General features: G+C 62.0%; 13 protein-coding genes and 1 pseudogene. 10 read left to right on the top strand and 4 right to left on the bottom strand.

Annotated features, from left to right (window positions below):
- Window positions 1-26: 26 nt before the first annotated feature.
- Window positions 27-704, top strand: a complete 678-nt coding sequence (locus tag HBB12_RS07380) for a recombinase family protein (protein ID WP_236988747.1) — start codon at window positions 27-29, stop codon at window positions 702-704.
- A 236-nt stretch (window positions 705-940) separates the two neighbouring features.
- Here the strand turns inward: HBB12_RS07380 and HBB12_RS07375 are convergent, their stop codons facing one another.
- A complete protein-coding gene (locus tag HBB12_RS07375) occupies window positions 941-1,093 on the bottom strand; it encodes a hypothetical protein (protein ID WP_236988746.1) in 153 nt (50 codons plus the stop codon).
- A 607-nt stretch (window positions 1,094-1,700) separates the two neighbouring features.
- Between HBB12_RS07375 and HBB12_RS07370 the strand changes: the two genes are divergently transcribed.
- The 4 genes from HBB12_RS07370 to HBB12_RS07360 all read left to right on the top strand — a co-directional run bounded on the left by HBB12_RS07370 (window position 1,701) and on the right by HBB12_RS07360 (window position 8,202).
- Window positions 1,701-2,114 (top strand): hypothetical protein, encoded by a 414-nt coding sequence (locus tag HBB12_RS07370; protein WP_236988745.1) that lies wholly within the window; start codon window positions 1,701-1,703, stop codon window positions 2,112-2,114.
- A 113-nt stretch (window positions 2,115-2,227) separates the two neighbouring features.
- On the top strand, window positions 2,228-2,353 hold the full coding sequence (locus HBB12_RS34250; RefSeq protein WP_272913253.1) for a hypothetical protein: 126 nt from the start codon (window positions 2,228-2,230) through the stop codon (window positions 2,351-2,353).
- On the top strand, window positions 2,346-7,640 hold the full coding sequence (locus HBB12_RS07365) for a phage tail tape measure protein (protein WP_236988744.1): 5,295 nt from the start codon (window positions 2,346-2,348) through the stop codon (window positions 7,638-7,640). The genes HBB12_RS34250 and HBB12_RS07365 overlap by 8 nt, the downstream gene beginning before the upstream one ends.
- 4 nt (window positions 7,641-7,644) lie before the next feature.
- A complete protein-coding gene (locus tag HBB12_RS07360; protein ID WP_236988743.1) occupies window positions 7,645-8,202 on the top strand; it encodes a tail assembly protein in 558 nt (185 codons plus the stop codon).
- 104 nt (window positions 8,203-8,306) lie between these two features.
- Here the strand turns inward: HBB12_RS07360 and HBB12_RS07355 are convergent, their stop codons facing one another.
- A complete protein-coding gene (locus HBB12_RS07355; protein ID WP_236988742.1) occupies window positions 8,307-8,486 on the bottom strand; it encodes a hypothetical protein in 180 nt (59 codons plus the stop codon).
- A gap of 333 nt (window positions 8,487-8,819) precedes the next feature.
- Between HBB12_RS07355 and HBB12_RS07350 the strand changes: the two genes are divergently transcribed.
- From HBB12_RS07350 to HBB12_RS07330, 4 genes are all read left to right on the top strand, one after another.
- Window positions 8,820-8,996 (top strand): ribbon-helix-helix protein, CopG family, encoded by a 177-nt coding sequence (locus HBB12_RS07350; protein ID WP_236988741.1) that lies wholly within the window; start codon window positions 8,820-8,822, stop codon window positions 8,994-8,996.
- 415 nt (window positions 8,997-9,411) lie between these two features.
- Complete coding sequence (locus tag HBB12_RS07340) at window positions 9,412-9,738, top strand: hypothetical protein (RefSeq protein WP_236988739.1); 327 nt, start codon at window positions 9,412-9,414, stop codon at window positions 9,736-9,738.
- A gap of 18 nt (window positions 9,739-9,756) precedes the next feature.
- Window positions 9,757-10,275 carry a DUF6197 family protein gene (locus HBB12_RS07335; protein WP_236988738.1) on the top strand — a complete coding sequence of 173 codons (519 nt, stop codon included), beginning with the start codon at window positions 9,757-9,759 and terminating at the stop codon, window positions 10,273-10,275.
- A 615-nt stretch (window positions 10,276-10,890) separates the two neighbouring features.
- A complete protein-coding gene (locus HBB12_RS07330; protein WP_236988737.1) occupies window positions 10,891-10,992 on the top strand; it encodes an MHYT domain-containing protein in 102 nt (33 codons plus the stop codon).
- Window positions 10,993-11,188: 196 nt separating this feature from the next.
- Here HBB12_RS07330 and HBB12_RS07325 read toward each other — a convergent pair whose 3' ends face one another.
- Window positions 11,189-12,244, bottom strand: a complete 1,056-nt coding sequence (locus tag HBB12_RS07325) for a hypothetical protein (RefSeq protein WP_236988736.1) — start codon at window positions 12,242-12,244, stop codon at window positions 11,189-11,191.
- A gap of 21 nt (window positions 12,245-12,265) precedes the next feature.
- On the bottom strand, window positions 12,266-14,221 hold the full coding sequence (locus HBB12_RS07320; protein ID WP_236988735.1) for a DUF3696 domain-containing protein: 1,956 nt from the start codon (window positions 14,219-14,221) through the stop codon (window positions 12,266-12,268).
- A gap of 1,090 nt (window positions 14,222-15,311) precedes the next feature.
- Between HBB12_RS07320 and HBB12_RS07315 the strand changes: the two are divergent.
- Window positions 15,312-16,116, top strand: a pseudogene (locus HBB12_RS07315) (IS5 family transposase).
- The last annotated feature ends 307 nt before the right edge of the window (window positions 16,117-16,423 follow it).

Below are 16,423 nucleotides of genomic sequence, written 5' to 3'. Positions count from 1 at the left end.
GATTGGTTCGTGACAGGGGTTCGGCCGTGGCTCAGGGCAAGTTCGTCACCTACCTGCGCGTCTCCACCAAGCGTCAGGGCGACAGCGGCCTTGGCCTGGAGGCGCAGCAGCGGGCGGTGACGGACTACCTGAACGGTGGGGCCTGGACGGTGGCCGGCGAGTTCGTGGAGGTGGAGAGCGGCAAGTCCGACACGAACCGGCCTCAGCTACAGCGCGCCATCGCGGCGTGCCGGGTCTATGGGGCCAAGCTCCTCATCGCGAAGCTGGACAGGCTCAGCCGCGATGCCGGCTTCCTTCTCGGGCTGGAGAAGGCCGGCATCGAGTTCGTGGCCGCCGACATGCCGAACGCCAACCGGCTCACGGTCGGGGTGATGGCTATGGTCGCGGAGGAGGAGCGCCGCGCTATCTCGGCCCGCACCAAGGCCGCGCTCGCGGCAGCGAAGGCGCACGGGGTGAAGCTCGGGGGTGACCGGGGTGCCACCCTCTCCACCGAAGCCAAGGTGAAGGGGGTTGCCGCTGTCCAGGCCCGGGCCGAAGCCCGAGCCACCGACCTCGCCCCGATCATCGGCGAGCTGCGCGCGTCCGGGGCCACAAGCCTCCGCGCCCTGGCGGCTGGCCTGAACCGGGCCGGCATCGCCCCGCCTCGGGGCACCACCTGGTCACCGATGGCGGTGAGCCGGACCCTGGCCCGGATCGGAGCCTGAAGCTCGCGAGCTGGCGACCAGCCTTGACTGGCGGGCTTACCGCCTCGCTACCTCGACTTCCCTGGAAACTCCGGTGAAATGCCCCCTAGATTCCGCGGCGTTCCATAGGCAAGGCAGCGACCAGCCTTGCCTTCGTCGCCACGATCTGAGCGGCTGGGATCACCGGCGCCCGGGGCATCGCCGCTGACCTGCACCGCCGCGCGCCGTGTCGAGATGGCACGCACCGGGCCGGCCGGTCAGCGCCCGCCGACGTAGTGGCTACCCTTGCCGTGGCTGTTGCTGCCGCCGACCCGGTGGCTGCCGGAGCGCCCGCGTGCCTCGGCAGCGACAGTTCCGAGAACCGATGCGATGGTCAGAGCCAAGGCGCAGACCGTGAACACCTTCTTCATGCTTTCCCCCATGAACCACCCCGAGTTGAGTTGAGGTGGTACGGTCAAGCTATCGGTGGAAACGGGGCGGGCACAACGGAGAAATGCAACTCCGAGTGCATATTGCGCAATTTTTACAACTCAGAAACATAAGCTGTCACTGGCGTGGGTAGAGGCCGCGCTTCCACGGAACTTCCCCGGAATTTCCGTGGCATTTCCGGGGTAGAGAGCCGGCCACTCCAGCGCACCAGTTACCACTGCCTTGCTCGCCGCCAAGCCGGCGCCCACCTCTGTACTATGCCACGCTACCAGCACCTCCCCGCCCTCGCGCACCGGGCCAGCCGCGCCTCTGCCGTTGCCCGATCCGAGCGGGCGCGCCAGCGCGCGGCGGCCCTCGCGCCCATCATTGCCGAGCTGCGCGCGGCCGGCGCCACCAGCCTCCCGGCCTTGGCGGCTGGGCTCACCCGCGCCGGCATCCCGGCGCCTCGCGGCGTGGTCTGGTCTCACGTCGCTGTTCTGCGGATGCTGAAGTTGATCCCCTCGCAGGCGATCGATACGTAAGTTGATCCCGTATTGAACGGGGCTGTACAATACCCATTTCTCCGACAGCCATCCCGGAGAATGTAAGATGACGGCAACTTCCCCCGCCCCGACCATCAACATCAAGATCGGCGGCGAGCCGCACGAAGTGACGATGTACTTCGGCCGTCTCAACGAGCTGGCTGAGGTGGTCGGCAGCTTCGAGCGGCTGCCTGATGTGGACTTCCACGCCCCCACTCGTGAGGCCGTCCTGGACATCTGCCTGGCTCCCCGCGACGAGCGCGGCCGGCGGATCGACGGCGAGACCGCCGCCGGCATCCTCCACCGGCTCACCATCGAGGACGGGGCGGCGGTGCTCGACTTCGCGAAAGAGCACCTGTCGGATTTTTTTCTCGGGCGGCTGGAGAAGCACCTGCTCAGCCTCCAGGCGAACGGGGATCGACTGACGGGTGTCGGGTCGTCGCTGAGTGGCTTGGTGGGCTCAGCTTCCGAGACACGGTAATCTTCACGCTCGGCGTCAAGCCGAGCGCCCTACCGGCCGTGTATTGGTCGCACACACTCGAAGATTTAATCACGCTCACCGATTTGAAGGCTCAGTCCGAGATGGTGAGGGCCATGTCCTTCACCGAGAGCCTTCTCTACACGGCGGGCCAGCTCTTCGGGGCGAAGCAGTCCGGGCCTGAGAAAAACCTATCCAGCGTGGACGACATGCTGGCCTTCGCGAAGATGGTCAATGGCTAACAGCAGCGACAACGGCCAGGTGGGTGTGGACATCGTCCTGGACGATGCCGCCCTGAACTCCGGCCTCCAGCGCACGGCGCAGGGTATCCGCGAGACGGTCCAGGGCGCTCGCGCGCTCCAGGAGCAGTTCGCGGGGACGGTGCGATCCGTCGAACCGCTGCTGACCATGGTCACGAAGCTCAAGGCGGAGCTGGCCGCGAGCCCGGTCCAGGCCGGGCTCCGGGACCAGCTCCGCCAGGCCGAGACCGACCTTCGTGCCGCGACCGCGGCCCTGACGGCGGCCCGGCAGGCCGCTTCGGCCCCGTCGCCGTCGCCTGCACCGGCTTCCGGGGGCGGCTCGGGCTCGGGTTCGGGCGGTGCCGCCGGCGGCTCGGGCTTCCCGCCCCTCCCACCTAGTGGTTCACCCGGCGGTGCCGGTGCCGGCGGCTCGGGCGGCAACCTGTTCGGGCTTCAGGCTCAGATCGCAGCCAACTACGCTGCCATCGGCGCGGGCATCGCGGTGCTGCGCACCGGCCTCCGGGACATTGCCGAGTTCGATGACCGGCTTCGCCAGTTCCAGGCCATCACCGAGACCACCAACACCGAGTTGGGCGGCTTCCGGGACCAGCTCCTGAGCGTTGCGTCGACCTCGCGCTTCAGCGTCATCGAGCTGGCCAACGTCTCCATCCAGCTCGGCCAAATCGGGCTGTCCGCCAAGGGCGTGGGCCAGACGCTGAAGCCGGTGCTCGACCTGGCCGCCGCGTCCGGGTCCACCCTCCAGCAGTCTGTGGAGGCCATCACCTCGGTGCTCGGGGCCTACAACCTGGAGGCCAGCCGCTCGGGCGACGTGGCCGACGTGTTCGTGGGTGCCCTGAACCGCACCAAGCTCGGGATGGACCAGCTCCAGCTCGGTATCTCGTATGCGGCGAATGTCGCCCGTGACAGCGGCGTGTCGTTCACCGAGCTGACGGCGGCGCTCGGCGGCATGGCGCAGGCCGGCATCAAGTCGGGTTCGACGCTCGGCACCGGCCTGCGGCAGTTCTTCCAGGAGTTCACCGCCCCCACCGACAAGCTGAAGGATGGCCTGCGCCAAGTCGGGCTCAGCCTCGCCGATGTGGACCTGCGGGCCAACGGCCTCATCGGCGTCATCGAGAACCTGCGCCGGGCCGGCTTCGGCACGTCCGAGGCCCTGCGCTCGCTCGACCTGCGGGCGGCCTCCGCCTTCTCGGCCATGCTCGGCCAGCTCGACACCATCAAGAGGCTCGGGGGCGACCTCACGCTGTCGAGCGCGGCGACCGAGGGCGCGGCCAAGGCCAACGAGAGCCTGACGGCGAGCCTCACCCGCTTCAACAACGTGGCCTTCGGGGTGCTCGACAAGAGCCTTCGGCCGATGGTCACCGGCCTTACCAGCGCGGTGGACGGGGCCGCTGCGCTCACCGCCGCCGCCGACAAGCTCGGCGTGGTGCTCCCCATCGTCGGCACCGGGCTCGGCACCATTGCGGTGGCCGCCGCCGGCCTGCGCCTCGGGGCGCTCGCGGCCAGCCTCGCCCCGCTTCTCGCCGGCCTCGCCAACCCGGCGGTGCTCGCCATCGCGGCGACCGGCGCGGCGATCGGCGGCGGGGCCTACCTCGCCCGCATCCTGTCGGACACCGAACGCGCGAAGGCCGCCCTGGACCAGGTGCGCGCCGTCCGCAACGAGGTGCTGTCCGAACAGCAGTCCATCGAGACCGGCATCTCGGGCGTGGACCAGCAGCTCGGCCTCTTGCTGGAGCGCCGGGAGAAGCTGAATGCTGATCCGGTCCTGCGGCGCAACACCATCCTGGAGGCGCAGAAGGCGTTCGGCGACCTCGGGCTGTCCATCTCGGCCAACGCGGCCAGCATCGACGAGCTGATTGCGGCTTACCGCCGGCTCCGCACCGAGCTTCAGGGCCAGAACACCGAGCTGTTGCAGCGCCAGTTCGCGGTGACGGCGAAGGAGCTGGACGCCCTGGTCACGAAAGGCAACGTGGACCGGCGCTCGGCGGACCAGCGCATTGCGGATGCGCTCGGCGGAGGGGCTCCCGAGTATGCCGACCCCCGGTACCCGGTGCGGCCGGTCACCGGCCCCCGGACGGATGACGCGGCGCTCGCCCGCGCCGGCCTCACCGCCCTGAAGCCCCTGCTGGACGTGATCCGCAACCCGGCCTCGCTCGGCCAGGACGATCCGCTCGGGGTGTCCCGCTACCAGCAGCTCATCCTGGATGAGCGCCAGCGCCTGGAGCGCGAGGCCGCACCGCTGCGGCTCAGCGGCGCCAGCCCGGTGCGGCTCGCGGGGATCACCGACACCCTGGACCGGCTCGACAAGATCGCGGCCTTGTTCGCGGACGCGGTGAAGACCAACAGCAACGCGGTGGCGGCGCAGGGCAAGCTGGCCGAGCTGTCGGCCCGGGCCGACGTGTCGCGCCTCCAGCAGGCCCCCGAGTTCCAGGCCTTCGGCCAGCGGGCTGCCGACATGGCTTCTGGCTTGGCCGAGCGCAGCCGCGCGGTGGACGCGGACCGCGGTCTGTCCGGCACCGAGAAGAAGGACCGGATCGTCGCCGCGATCCGGGAGGCGCAGGGCGATGCCGCGCGCCTGGAGGCCGAGTTCGGCCAGTACCTGGACGGCCTGCGGGCAGCCGGCGCGGCCGACAAGACGGTCACCGAGGCTGGTGCCCGCATCGCGGACCAGCTCAAGAGCCTCCGGCACGGCGTCACGAAGGAGCTGGACGAGATCGCGTCCAGCATCCGGCCGGACCTGACGCGCGAGCTTCAGGCCGAGCGGAAGGCGACCGCGGCGCAGATCGACACGCTCATGAAGCGCGCCGGCACCACGCGCGACGTGGCCGAGCCGGGCGAGATCGAAGCGCAGGTGAAGGCGCTGGTGGAGCGCCAGCGCGCCATCGCCCGGCAGCTCATCGAGGCCGAGACCGCCAACCCGGATGAGGTGGTGAACCGGGCCGAGTTGCGCGACCGGCTGGCCGCCGCGAATGAGGAGCTGGACGCGCGCCTGGCCGGCTACACCGACCGCCTGGTGGAGGCTCGCAAGCGGGTCACGGAAGCGGTGCTCACCGCGCAGGAACGGGCGCTCGGCCGGCAGAAGGCCGTGATCGACGCGCAGGTGGCGCAGCTCGACAAGCAAATCCGCGACCCGGCCACCACCGTGGACAAGGCCGCCGAGCTGGCCGCCAAGGTGCGCGAGCTGTTGCAGCAGGCCATTGGCATCGTGGACCAGCAGGGGCAGCTGCGGGTTGCTCGGGAGGCGGTGACGGCCCCGATCGGGTTCAACCGGACCTCGGCCTTGTCCGAGAGCGCCAACGCGGTGGCGCGCCAGGTCGCGGACGCGGCGGAGGGCGCGGGCCGGAACGACCGGTTGCGGACCTTGCTGCGGTTCGGGTCGTTCGAGAGCGACTTCAACCCGCAGGCCGTCAGCTCCACCGGGGCGCGCGGCGTGTTCCAGTTCACTAGGGGCACCGCCTCCGATTTCGGCCTGTCCGATCCCACCAATGTGGCTCAGTCGGCACTGGCCGCGATCCGGTACTTCGACCAGATCGACAAGACCCTTCGCTCGAAGGGCTTGAACCTGTCCGACGACAACAGGTACGTGCTCTACAACCAGGGCGAGGGCGGCGGCTCGGCATTACTTCGTAATCCGAACCAGGGTGCAATCCAGGCTCTCATCGACGCGGGCGTGAAGGACGCCCGTGCTCGGGAAGCCATTCTTGCGAATGGGGGCCGGGCCGATGACACGTCGGCCGAGTTCGTCGCCCGGCTGCTGGCCGCTTTCAACGCCAAGGCCTCCCGGGCCGACCGCCTGGTGGCCCCCACCGGGGATGCGCTCGATGAGGGTGAGGCCGCTGGCCGGAAGGCGCGGGCGGAAGCCACGGCGACGGAGGAGGCCAACGCCCGGGCCATCCGCCAGAAGCGGTTGGCGCTGGAGCAACGGCAGCTCGCCCGTGACGAACAGGACCTGTCCGACCGGCTGTCGCTCGACAAGCGGGCGGTGGGCCGGACGGCCGACCTCGCGCCGGCCACCCGCACCATCACCGACCTGGCGGCCCTCCGGGATAAGGAGCTGGAGCGGGAGAAGGCCAGCGACCGCTTCACGTCCCTCGCGCCCGACGAGAAGACGGACCAGGTGGCGCGCATCCAGCGCAGCTATGCCGACCGCGCCGCCAGGCTGGTAGAGGAGAACGCCAAGGCCATCGGTGAGGCCACGCTGAAGACCTACCGGGAGGAGGCCGAGCGCACCAAGGCCCGGGCCGACTTCCTGAAGGGTGAGGAGACTTCAGGCAAGGTGTCGGCCGGCGAGGTGCAGGCCGCTGACACCGCGGCGCGCCAGGCGGCCGACCGGCTGAAGCTGGAGGGCCAGGCCGCCGCGGTGCGGGCAGAGGAACTGGCGCTCGAACAGCAGCTCGCTCAGCTCCGGGACAAGGGCTTGATGTCCGAGACCGGGCGCGCGGCGATCCAGGAGCGCATCACCGAGCTGAAGAAGAAGGAGGCCGAGTACGCGGCCAACGCGGGTCTCCAGCGCGGCGTGGAGGCGCGGAAGGACGACTTCGGGGCCGCGCTCAGTCGCGGGTCCCTCGACTTCTTCACGTCGGCCGGGATGATCGACCGCAAGACCGGCGAGTTCAAGACGGCGGCGCAGGAGATGGCTGGCTACTGGCAGCAGGCGATGGGCGGCATGTCGAACAGCATGACGAACCTGTTCACCGGGCTCGCGTCGGGCACCGTCAAGGGGAAGGACGCCTTCAAGACCTTCACCACGTCGATCCTCACCGACATGCTCCAGATCGCGAGCAAGGCCGCCTCGAACGAGATCATGAAGGCCCTGTTCGGGAGTTTGCTCACCGGGTCCACGAGTGCGGGCAGCAGCTCGGGCGGCCTCGCGGGTATTGTGACCAGTGTCATCGGTGCCTTCACCGGAGCGCCGGCCGCGCCCGGCATGGCGACCGGCGGCCTGGTCACGGGCGGGGTGCCGAACCGGGACAGCGTGCCCCGGACCCTGATGCCGGGTGAGTTCGTGCTGAAGCGGAGCGCGGTGGATGTGATCGGCCGGGAGAGCCTGGACCGCATGAACGCCATGGGCGCGGGTGTGATGGCGAAGGCCCCGCAGGTGGAGCCGACCCGGTTCGGGAACTCGGCCCGGGCCGAGACCAGCGTCTATGTGGTGGACCGGGACCAGGTGCCGCCGCCCGGCCCCAACGAGATCGTCCACATCATCGGCAGCGACATCCAGCGCGGCGGGGCGATCAAGCAGCTCATCAAGCGGGTGTCGGCAGGAGGTTAGGACCATGCTGCGGCGTATTCATCTTCACGGCTCTTTGAAGAGCATCCATCCTGAGCCGATCGAAATCCGTGCGTCGACTGTCGCCGAGGCGCTGAAGGCGATCAGCCGGCAGCTGCCTGGTTTCGGCGGCAACGCGATCACCGGCCCCCTGCGGGTCAAGGTGGTCGGGCACGAGACCCTGGAGAGCCTACTTGCTCCGACCGACGCCCAGGACATCCACATCTTCCCTCAGCTCAACGGTGGCAAGAACGGGGGCTTCTTCCAGATCGTCATCGGGGCCGTGTTGATCGCGGCGAGCCTCGTTCTTGGTCCGGTCATGCCGACCTTCGCGCCGATCTTGATGAAGCTTGGCATCATGCTGGTAATCGGTGGCATCCTCCAGATGTTCAACACGCCGAAGCGCGACAACAGGGACAAGGACGAGAAGAAGTCCCACTACCTGGGTCCACCGAAGAACACGGTGGAGATCGGTACCCGCATCCCGATCCTCTGTGGCGAGGACAAGATTGGCGGGCACTACCTCTCGTTCAACATTGACGCTGTCGATACCGGAGTGGTTTGAGCCCCGGCGCTCTTGTTGGGGTACCGATCCCCGAACGATCCCGAAACGATGTCCTCAATCGTTTCGGGATCGTAGAAGGCCGAGCCCTGGCCGCGGCCTGTACCTCAACCGGCGAGGCGCGCCTGAGCCTCCCGGGCCTCCGCCAGCAGGCGGCGCGCGTCATCGTCGGATAGGCCCCCGATCCGGGCCTTGCCCGAGAGGTGGTCCGAGTAGACGAAGGCCGCGGTCACCGCCGAGAGGACGGCGTGTTCACGGTCACGGTTCTGAGCTGAGGTGGTTGTCATCGCGTATGGCTCCGCTGATGCGCCTGAAGCGCGTCAGTCGTTCGGGTTGCCGCCGATGCGATGCGACGCGCTGTGACACGGGTGACCCCGGCCGTTGAGCGTGCGGTAGTCCGGTCATTGAGCGCGCGGCTGATCGATGCGCTCATCCACCAAGAGCGTAGCAGCCCTCGGATGAAGGCTTAGGCGCCCATCCACTCACTGTCCAGCGGCAGCCATCAGAGCATAATGCAATTCTCGGTCGGCAGCGCATTATAGGGCTGCCGCCGCTACTTCAAGCGTGGCCGCTGGCTCAGTAGACTGCTTTGCCGCCTAGGCCAGGCGCGAGGGGGAACAATGGCTGAGAACAACCACTTGAGCGTTGTGACGGAACACAACAAAAGAAGAATTCGCCTCCAGCTTGATGAGGAGATCGTTCGTAAATTAGAGCATCTATCGGAAACCACAGGTCGAAGCATAGATGAGATTGTCGAAGAATTCGTGGAAAAATACCTGCCTAATTTTGAGGTGTGAATTTTCGCGTCCTGCTTCCTACGGAGCAATTCGGGGGTCAATTATTTGTTGTTTTGAGCCTCGATTGGACCGGCTACCGCCGGCAGTCACCCGCTGTCGCGCATCCGCACGCCGGCACCGCTGCCCATGCTGGTGCCATTCTCCGGGATGAACTCGACGCCGCCCTTCTCCAGGGCCCGTTGCATCTTTTCGACGCTGCTCACGCGCGCGTCCTGTCCCGCCTCGAAGCGGTTAACGGTGTTTACACCAACCTCGGCCTCTCGCGCGAGATCCTGTGTGCTCCAGGCGAGTGCTGCCCGGGCCATGCGGGATTGAAATGGCTTCATATGGTGATTTTATCACCTTAAGAGGTTGACATCAAACCAGTGACGGCTACACCTCATATGGTGATTTTATCACCAATAGGTGAACGCCCATGGCCGCGTGCCGATCCCTCTCCTGGTCCATCGCGATGCACGAGCTTCAGGCCGAGCGCCGGCCGGCGGTGGCCCGCCGCGCCTACCTGGAGAGCGTGCAAGCCGCCAGGGTGGAGGCCCTGCGGGCCGCGAGCGGCACCAAGGCCGGGCTCTGGACGGCGGCGGATGGCTTCGATCGCCGGGCCATCATGGCCTTCGCCGTCCACCACGCTCGTGCCGTCCTGAATGGCTGCCTCGCCCGCGGCTGCTGGCGCACCGCGATGGCGCACGGGCTCAAGACCGCTTGGGCGGCGGCTCATGCCGCTCGCCGCGCCGCCACCCACTGAACCAACGGAGAACATAACATGCCCGTCAGCCCGACCATGCGCGCCAGCCTCGAGCTGGCCGCCGAGCGCATCATCAGCATCCTTGACCAGCTCGACCAAGACCCGGACCTCGAGGACGGTGCCGACGCCGAGCCGTCGCTTGGCGCTCCCGAGGGGTACGGCTCGCAGGTCGGGTGGATGCGTGGTGGGGACCGGGACCTTGAGCTTGAGGACCGTAGCCCCGTCGCGGCGCACCAGGTCATCGCCCGGATGATCGCCCTGCTCGCCGACCCGGCGCGGTGGTGCCGCGGCGCAGGTGCTCGGGATGCCGTTGGGCGGCCGTGCTCGCCCACCAGCCCCCGGGCCGTGGCTTGGAGCCTGGAAGGCGCCATCGATCGGGCGGCCGGCCAGGATCCGGCGATCGGCGACGTCGTTGAGGACCGGTTGTGCGCCCTGCTGCCTGATATGGCCGGGCCGGCCGTGTTCAACGACTGGCCGGAGACCGCGCATGAGGACGTGGTGGCGCTGCTACGTCAGGCGCTCGCTAGCGCCGCGTAGAGGCCTTGAACGGGCGGGCGCCGCGGTCGCGGACCTCGCCCCGCCATCGGTGGCCGACGTGCCGCCGCCCGGGACCTGAAGCCGCCAGGGTGGTGGGTGCTTAGACCTCGAGGCGACCCGGAGGAAGCCGGCATCGGTGAGGGTGAGGCCCGGCGGCGTGAGGCGCTGGTGACCGGCACGTTCGAGGCCTGCGGCGCCGACTTGGTGGCGCTCGAGGCTGCCGCCCGCCGGCTGGATGTGGTGGTCGCGGTGCTGCGCCCCGGTCGAGGGTGTCTGGCAGCGCGCGGCTTCTGGATTGGAGGGCGAGCGCCATCGCTCAGCCCTCGCCAGCGCCTCGGTGTAGTCCGCCGGCTGGCGAGGCACTGAGCTAAAGATTTGGCGCGCAAAACCGCGGAACTGAGGGCAGAGGGCGCCACGTCCCTACTCGAGCCCGCAGCTGGCAGCGATGCGAGGAATCACCACGTTGCAAGGTATGCGGCCGAATCAGGTCTAAGAGGCGCGAGCATGCACTCTCGCCAGCGTGCCGCACCGCTCGTTGTATTCAAAAATAGGGGATTTATTCAACATAAATGCGATTTTGTTTCATGGTTAATCTGATAACCAGCAGGAAGTCCCATGGTCAATACCAGCTATAACGTCGCCTTCGCCGCGCTTTCCATCGTCATCGCGGTGTTGGCGTCCTACGTTGCACTCGACCTTGGCGCTCGTATCTGCTGATAAACAGCTATCGTGCTATGTGGACGGCCGTCAGCGATGCGGACGTGCGCGCGGTAGCCAACATCGCTGCCTATTGGGTACTTGCACCTTCACAGCCCTGCTCAAGACCATCAACGCCTGATCGCGTCCCACGCCGCCTACCTCATCGCATATCTCTACACAGGTACTTTAAGTGTATTTTCTATGTAATAATAAATTAAAATATTGCGTGGACAGCAAATTTGTGATCGCCGGGCACTATTTTTAGCTCGTTTTTAGGTCCAATGTTTGCTAATTCGACGATGTTGTTTTGTTTTACCCAAAACAACAGACGCAGAGCCTCATGGCTTTTTGTAATGTGCATGCGTCTTCCGTCGGCGTCATCGGCGATGCGTTTTATGTTAAAATCTCGAACGAAGGTGCCCTTTGTTTGCGTTACGGCCTCTACGCATTTTTCCAAGACTGTAGCAGAAAACGGCGCGATACCGTACGCTTGGTTTCGGCGTAGAGACGACAAAAATTCAGTGCCAACAACAAAACTGTAAGGCGCAGACAGGGGGATTTTATCAATATTTATGTTGAGGGTTGAGGCTATTTTTAAATTTATAGAAAGGCTAATTTCCACACTTGTTTCTGCATAGCTCCACATGACATCTGGATCGAGACTTGTCAGAAATTCAGCTGGGTTATCTACGATTTTAATTTTTTCCGCAACCATAATCCAATCATCTATTTTATTAAAATTGTTCTCGCTATCAATATATGACTTGTAGCCAAATGATACGTCAATTTCAGATTTTTTTGCCGGATACCCTATTACGACCCGAGATATATCTTTTTTAGCAGAAGTAACAACGGAAGCTATAGTCTTATGAAGTGCTTCAACGAGTATGGTACTATGAGATGTGGAGGTATCGATTTCCGGCAACAGTGGTGTACAAATTTCTCCTATTTCGATATTTAATATCTCATGGACGTAATCGGAGCGGCTCAGAATGCTAAATATTCTACCATTCAATTCATGCGCGCTAAATACGTGAGATAATTCATATAAATCGAGTAGCGACTGGATATTATGAGTTGCCGGGAAGCAGTTCGACGATGTTAATGTTTCAATAATGTCACTTAAAACAGCAAAATCAACGCAGTTTTGCTTCTCTGTCCGTTCCGCCCAAGTATTGATCCTGCCTAGAATGAGTTCTATATCTGCGGGCTGTTCGGCAGCGTTAGGTATCGCGAACAGACTTGCATCAAAAATTACAACCGGCTTCATAGATCAACGCACCCCATCTAATTATTTCTTGCTATTTTGTCGGTCTATTTTTAGTTTTCGTTGAGCTGCTTTCAATATTTCAGCAGTCTCTTCTTGGCTTTGGTCAAAGAAATCTGGCGGCCAATTTTTTATTGCACCATATTTTGTGACTTGGATCGCTTCGCACACGGTATTTCCTTCTACTCGATGAGTAAAATATATTTTTATGCTTGATTGCAGAAGGTCTTCTTCAGCTTCAGCAATCCTACGCCGCAGTCGCTCAATCATATATTCGCTGTGAGTTTCTAAGATGCACTGCCTCCTGGAAAGACCCAAACTAATAAAAAAATCCGCTAATCTTGTTTGAACTCTTGGATGAAGGTGCAATTCTGGCTGCTCAAAAATTAATGTTGATGGGATCGGAGATAATAAAGCCATGACGATGATTGGCAGAAGCTGACTAACTCCAACGCCAACGTTTGTTAAGTCGTGCTCTTTGGCGATACCTCCAGTCTTTACCTGAAGTTGATGTCCCATTTTGCCCAGATCACTAGTGCGTACTCCCTCTGCCACACCCAGATAGGTGAGCCAGTCCACTACTGCGCTATGTAAAGAAGTTGTGATTGGTCTCGCGCCAATAGGAAGTTGCGCATTGGAGCTTGAAATGTAGGTAACTTGACGATCCCGATTTAAGTCAAGAACTGCGGCAGTGTGCTCTCCTTTGTAGCCTACGTCTGTTGGATTGGCTACAGCTTCGAGCGGATAGATAGGCTTAGGCTCATCTCGTAGTGGACCTAAATATCTTATAGAATGTCGGAAAAAATTATTTGCTTGATCAGCAACATGCCACATAACTCTGGGCGAGCTTGCTTGAAATCCAATATCGGTACTGAGTTCGAGCGATCGCCCAATTTTTTCTTGAATATTTACCAAACAATCATTCAGAGTGGCCCTAACAGCTGCGCGGCTTCTTGCATCAAGCCATCTTAAGGTCGAATCTAGCAGCGCCGAAAAATCACCTGCCGTATAGCTACGGGCCACCACTGACTGCTTAGCTTCGATTAACCGTGCATGTGGGCTAGGACGAAATTGAGGAAAACTCTCTTGTGCAAACTTATCTTCAATAATTTCTAAAATATACAGTGCTACTTCCCTATCGATTATTACGGAGATAGCCTCTCTGTCAAATTGATACTGATGAGAGTGCGGAGTAGAAGTTATGACGACGGCTGCCTTATAGGATAAGTCTCGACGCTTATTATAAGACATGCCGATCTGATAAGGCAGAAAATGTTGAACGTTTGCACCCAATAGGCGAGGGTCTGGGCGCTGCTGACTGATTTCGCTCTTTGTGCTGCTATCTATATAGTCAATTTTATAGCTGAGGAGTTTTGCTGCCTCGTGAGATCCCGTCCTGCTCTCGTCGTGGCTCATAATATCGCTTGATTTTCTACTAAGTTTTAGCCTCGCACTGCTCAAAAACCGATTATCGTTATCTTTATTATGGTAATCTGCGTAGACGTAGACCTGCTCAAGGACCGGCTGGAGCTGCCTGAGCTCACCTGTTATTTTTAATCCTTCGCTTGATGACTGCTCCCTACTTAAATCGTCATCAACTGCAAAAGATATTCCGTACTTCACATTCTCAACGTCTATGTTTGTGTACATACCATAATACATAAAACCTAAATTTTCTTGTCCGCCCTGCGGCTTATAAGCACCTACTTCCGTAAGTTCCCACTCGAGAGATATCGAATTTGACTTACTAGTTGCGTTTTTTATGTCGTCAAATCGTCCAAGCTTTAATATAGGACCATTAAGACCTATCGCCCTACTCACCGGAACATATTGCACGGTTTGCTTTAAGAGGAGGATACTTTGTAAAATAGTACTTTTTCCACTACTATTTGCCCCCGCTATCACTGTTATTGGTGCAAGATCGATCTCAGTTCTATCTCCGAACGATTTAAAATTTGAAATGGCCCAACTTTTAAGCATCACTAGCTCCGTATTCTCGATTTTTGCTAAAAGTAATGTTTTTGCGACCGTTCTTAGCTTGGCAAATCTTGCTTCGACGAATTATTTTGGGTTCTATGGTGGGTTAGATTGTTCATGTCTTGTTACTTCGAGCGAGCGTTGATCGATTTGTGGGCATCATTAGCATGTGTATCGAATATCGAAAAGGCCTTCTCACGAGAGCTATGCTAATATCCTTAGCTCGAAATTAGCCGTTCATGTGCCGTAGTAGAGGGTATAGCTCCAGGACGAAGGCAGGCTTAAGCGAGCTTTTGTTAGAGCTGCCGGCTCCTTGCAAGAATGCTAAGGCGGCTCCATGGCCGTGAGGAATGGTCGCCCACAGATCCGACTATGGGGTAAGGGCAAGTAAAATCAGTCTAATACACCGCAAACCACTCGCTTTACCGAAGTGGCATCGGATAAGTGTGTGTGATTACAATAGATGCGGCGCGCCCGGATGCGCCGACCTCGCAATTTGCTCGATTATGTTGTCTACGGTGAGCGTTATCGCATTATATAGGGCGAGCGCGAAGATCAGAAGCGTGAGCAGGATGCGGCTGCCGGAGCACCACGCCGTCCGGTTGTAGATGCGGTGAAGGTTGACGAGATCCTGCTCTCGCGCACAGCTCATAATTTGGAGGCGCCCGTGGTGGCGCGCCGACGGGTTCTGGCGGGGATGCCACTAGCCTATCTGATAGGCTCGCTTCGGTACACCAAGCATGGCTACGTATTCCCAAATGGCCACAAGGTGCTATGACCGCGCATTGGTAATGGTTGGGCAGCATTGCTATCGAATAAGCAGCGGAAACTGTGATTAGCGGTGTATTTTTTAATCCTTATACAAGAGGTATTATGCTGCATGTTTGCAGCCGGCGCCGATTTTTTCGCGTGAGAGCCTGCCTTGCGATACCTTCTCAAGTTTATTTGAGTGGGCAGTGTTCGCGCCTCTACTGACCTTTCTACTCCAATAGTATCGTCTCTGGCGCTGGCCGCTGCCGCGGCACAGGGCTCCATTGTACATTTAGAGCGCCTAACAGAACGGCACGATCGGCGCGGTTGGGCGTTGTCTGGTATGGCTCGCCCGCTTCTTCCCGACGATCTCTGGGCTGCGATTGCCCCACTTCTGCCGCCGCACCCGCCTCGCCCCAAGGGCGGGCGTCCGCGGCTGGACGATCGGCTGCCCTGACGGGCATCCTGTTCGTGCTGCGCTCGGGCATCCCCTGGGAGATGCTGCCGGCCGAGATGAACTGCGGCTGCGGCATGAGCTGCTGGCGCCGGCTGCGCGATTGGCAAGCGGCCGACGTGTGGCGGCGCCTGCATCAGGTGCTGCTTGAACGCCTGCATGCGGCGGGCGAGATCGACTGGAGCCGAGCGAGCGTCGACAGCGCGAGCGTGCCGGCGAAAAAAGGGGGGCTGCCACCGGCCCGAACCCGACGGACCGGGGCAAGGCGGGGACCAAGCGCCACCTCGTCACCGACGCACGCGGCACGCCGCTCAGCCTCGTTCTGACCGGCGCCAATTGTCACGACAGCCCGCTGATGGCCCCGACGCTGGACGCGATCCCGCCTGTGCGCAGCGGGCGGCGTGGACGACCGCGCCGGCGCCCCGACAAGTTGCACGCCGACAAGGCCTACGATGCCCGCGTGCGGCGGCAGGAGTGCCGGGCACGCGGGATCAGGCCGCGGATCGCCCGACGCGGCATCGAGAGAAGTGACCGGCTCGGACGGCATCGCTGGGTAGTCGAGCGCAGCCACGCTTGGTTCAACCGCGCCCGCCGATTGCCCATCCGCTATGAGCGCCGCGCCGACATCTACGAGGCCTTCACAGTCCTGCAGGCCAGCCGCATCACCCTCCGCCAGATCGAGCGGTTCTGTTAGGCGCTCTTAATGCAAAGGCGGCTGTGTAAGGTGCAAACTGCCGCATAATGTCTACACAACGGAGATAGTGCGCCGCTGGGGGGCTTGCATCTGCTGATGGCATGGTTGTGTAAGCGGCCCGCCCATACTGTAATGACGGTGGACCGCTATCGAGCCGGGCGCGTCGCTAGCTCGATTGGCGCCGCACTCGGCATCCAGGCTGCCTGATCAGGTAGGATCGGCAAGTGCGTGTCGGCTGCGCTCGAAGCTGCTTGGCGTCGAATTTTATAGAGCAAGGCGCATCAGCCAAAAACGAGCGCCCACTGAG

Source organism: Methylobacterium sp. SyP6R (assembly GCF_019216885.1).
Classification (GTDB): Bacteria; Pseudomonadota; Alphaproteobacteria; order Rhizobiales; family Beijerinckiaceae; genus Methylobacterium.
The sequence above is the reverse complement of the archived record's forward strand: the minus strand, read 5'-3'. Positions and strand labels throughout refer to the sequence as shown.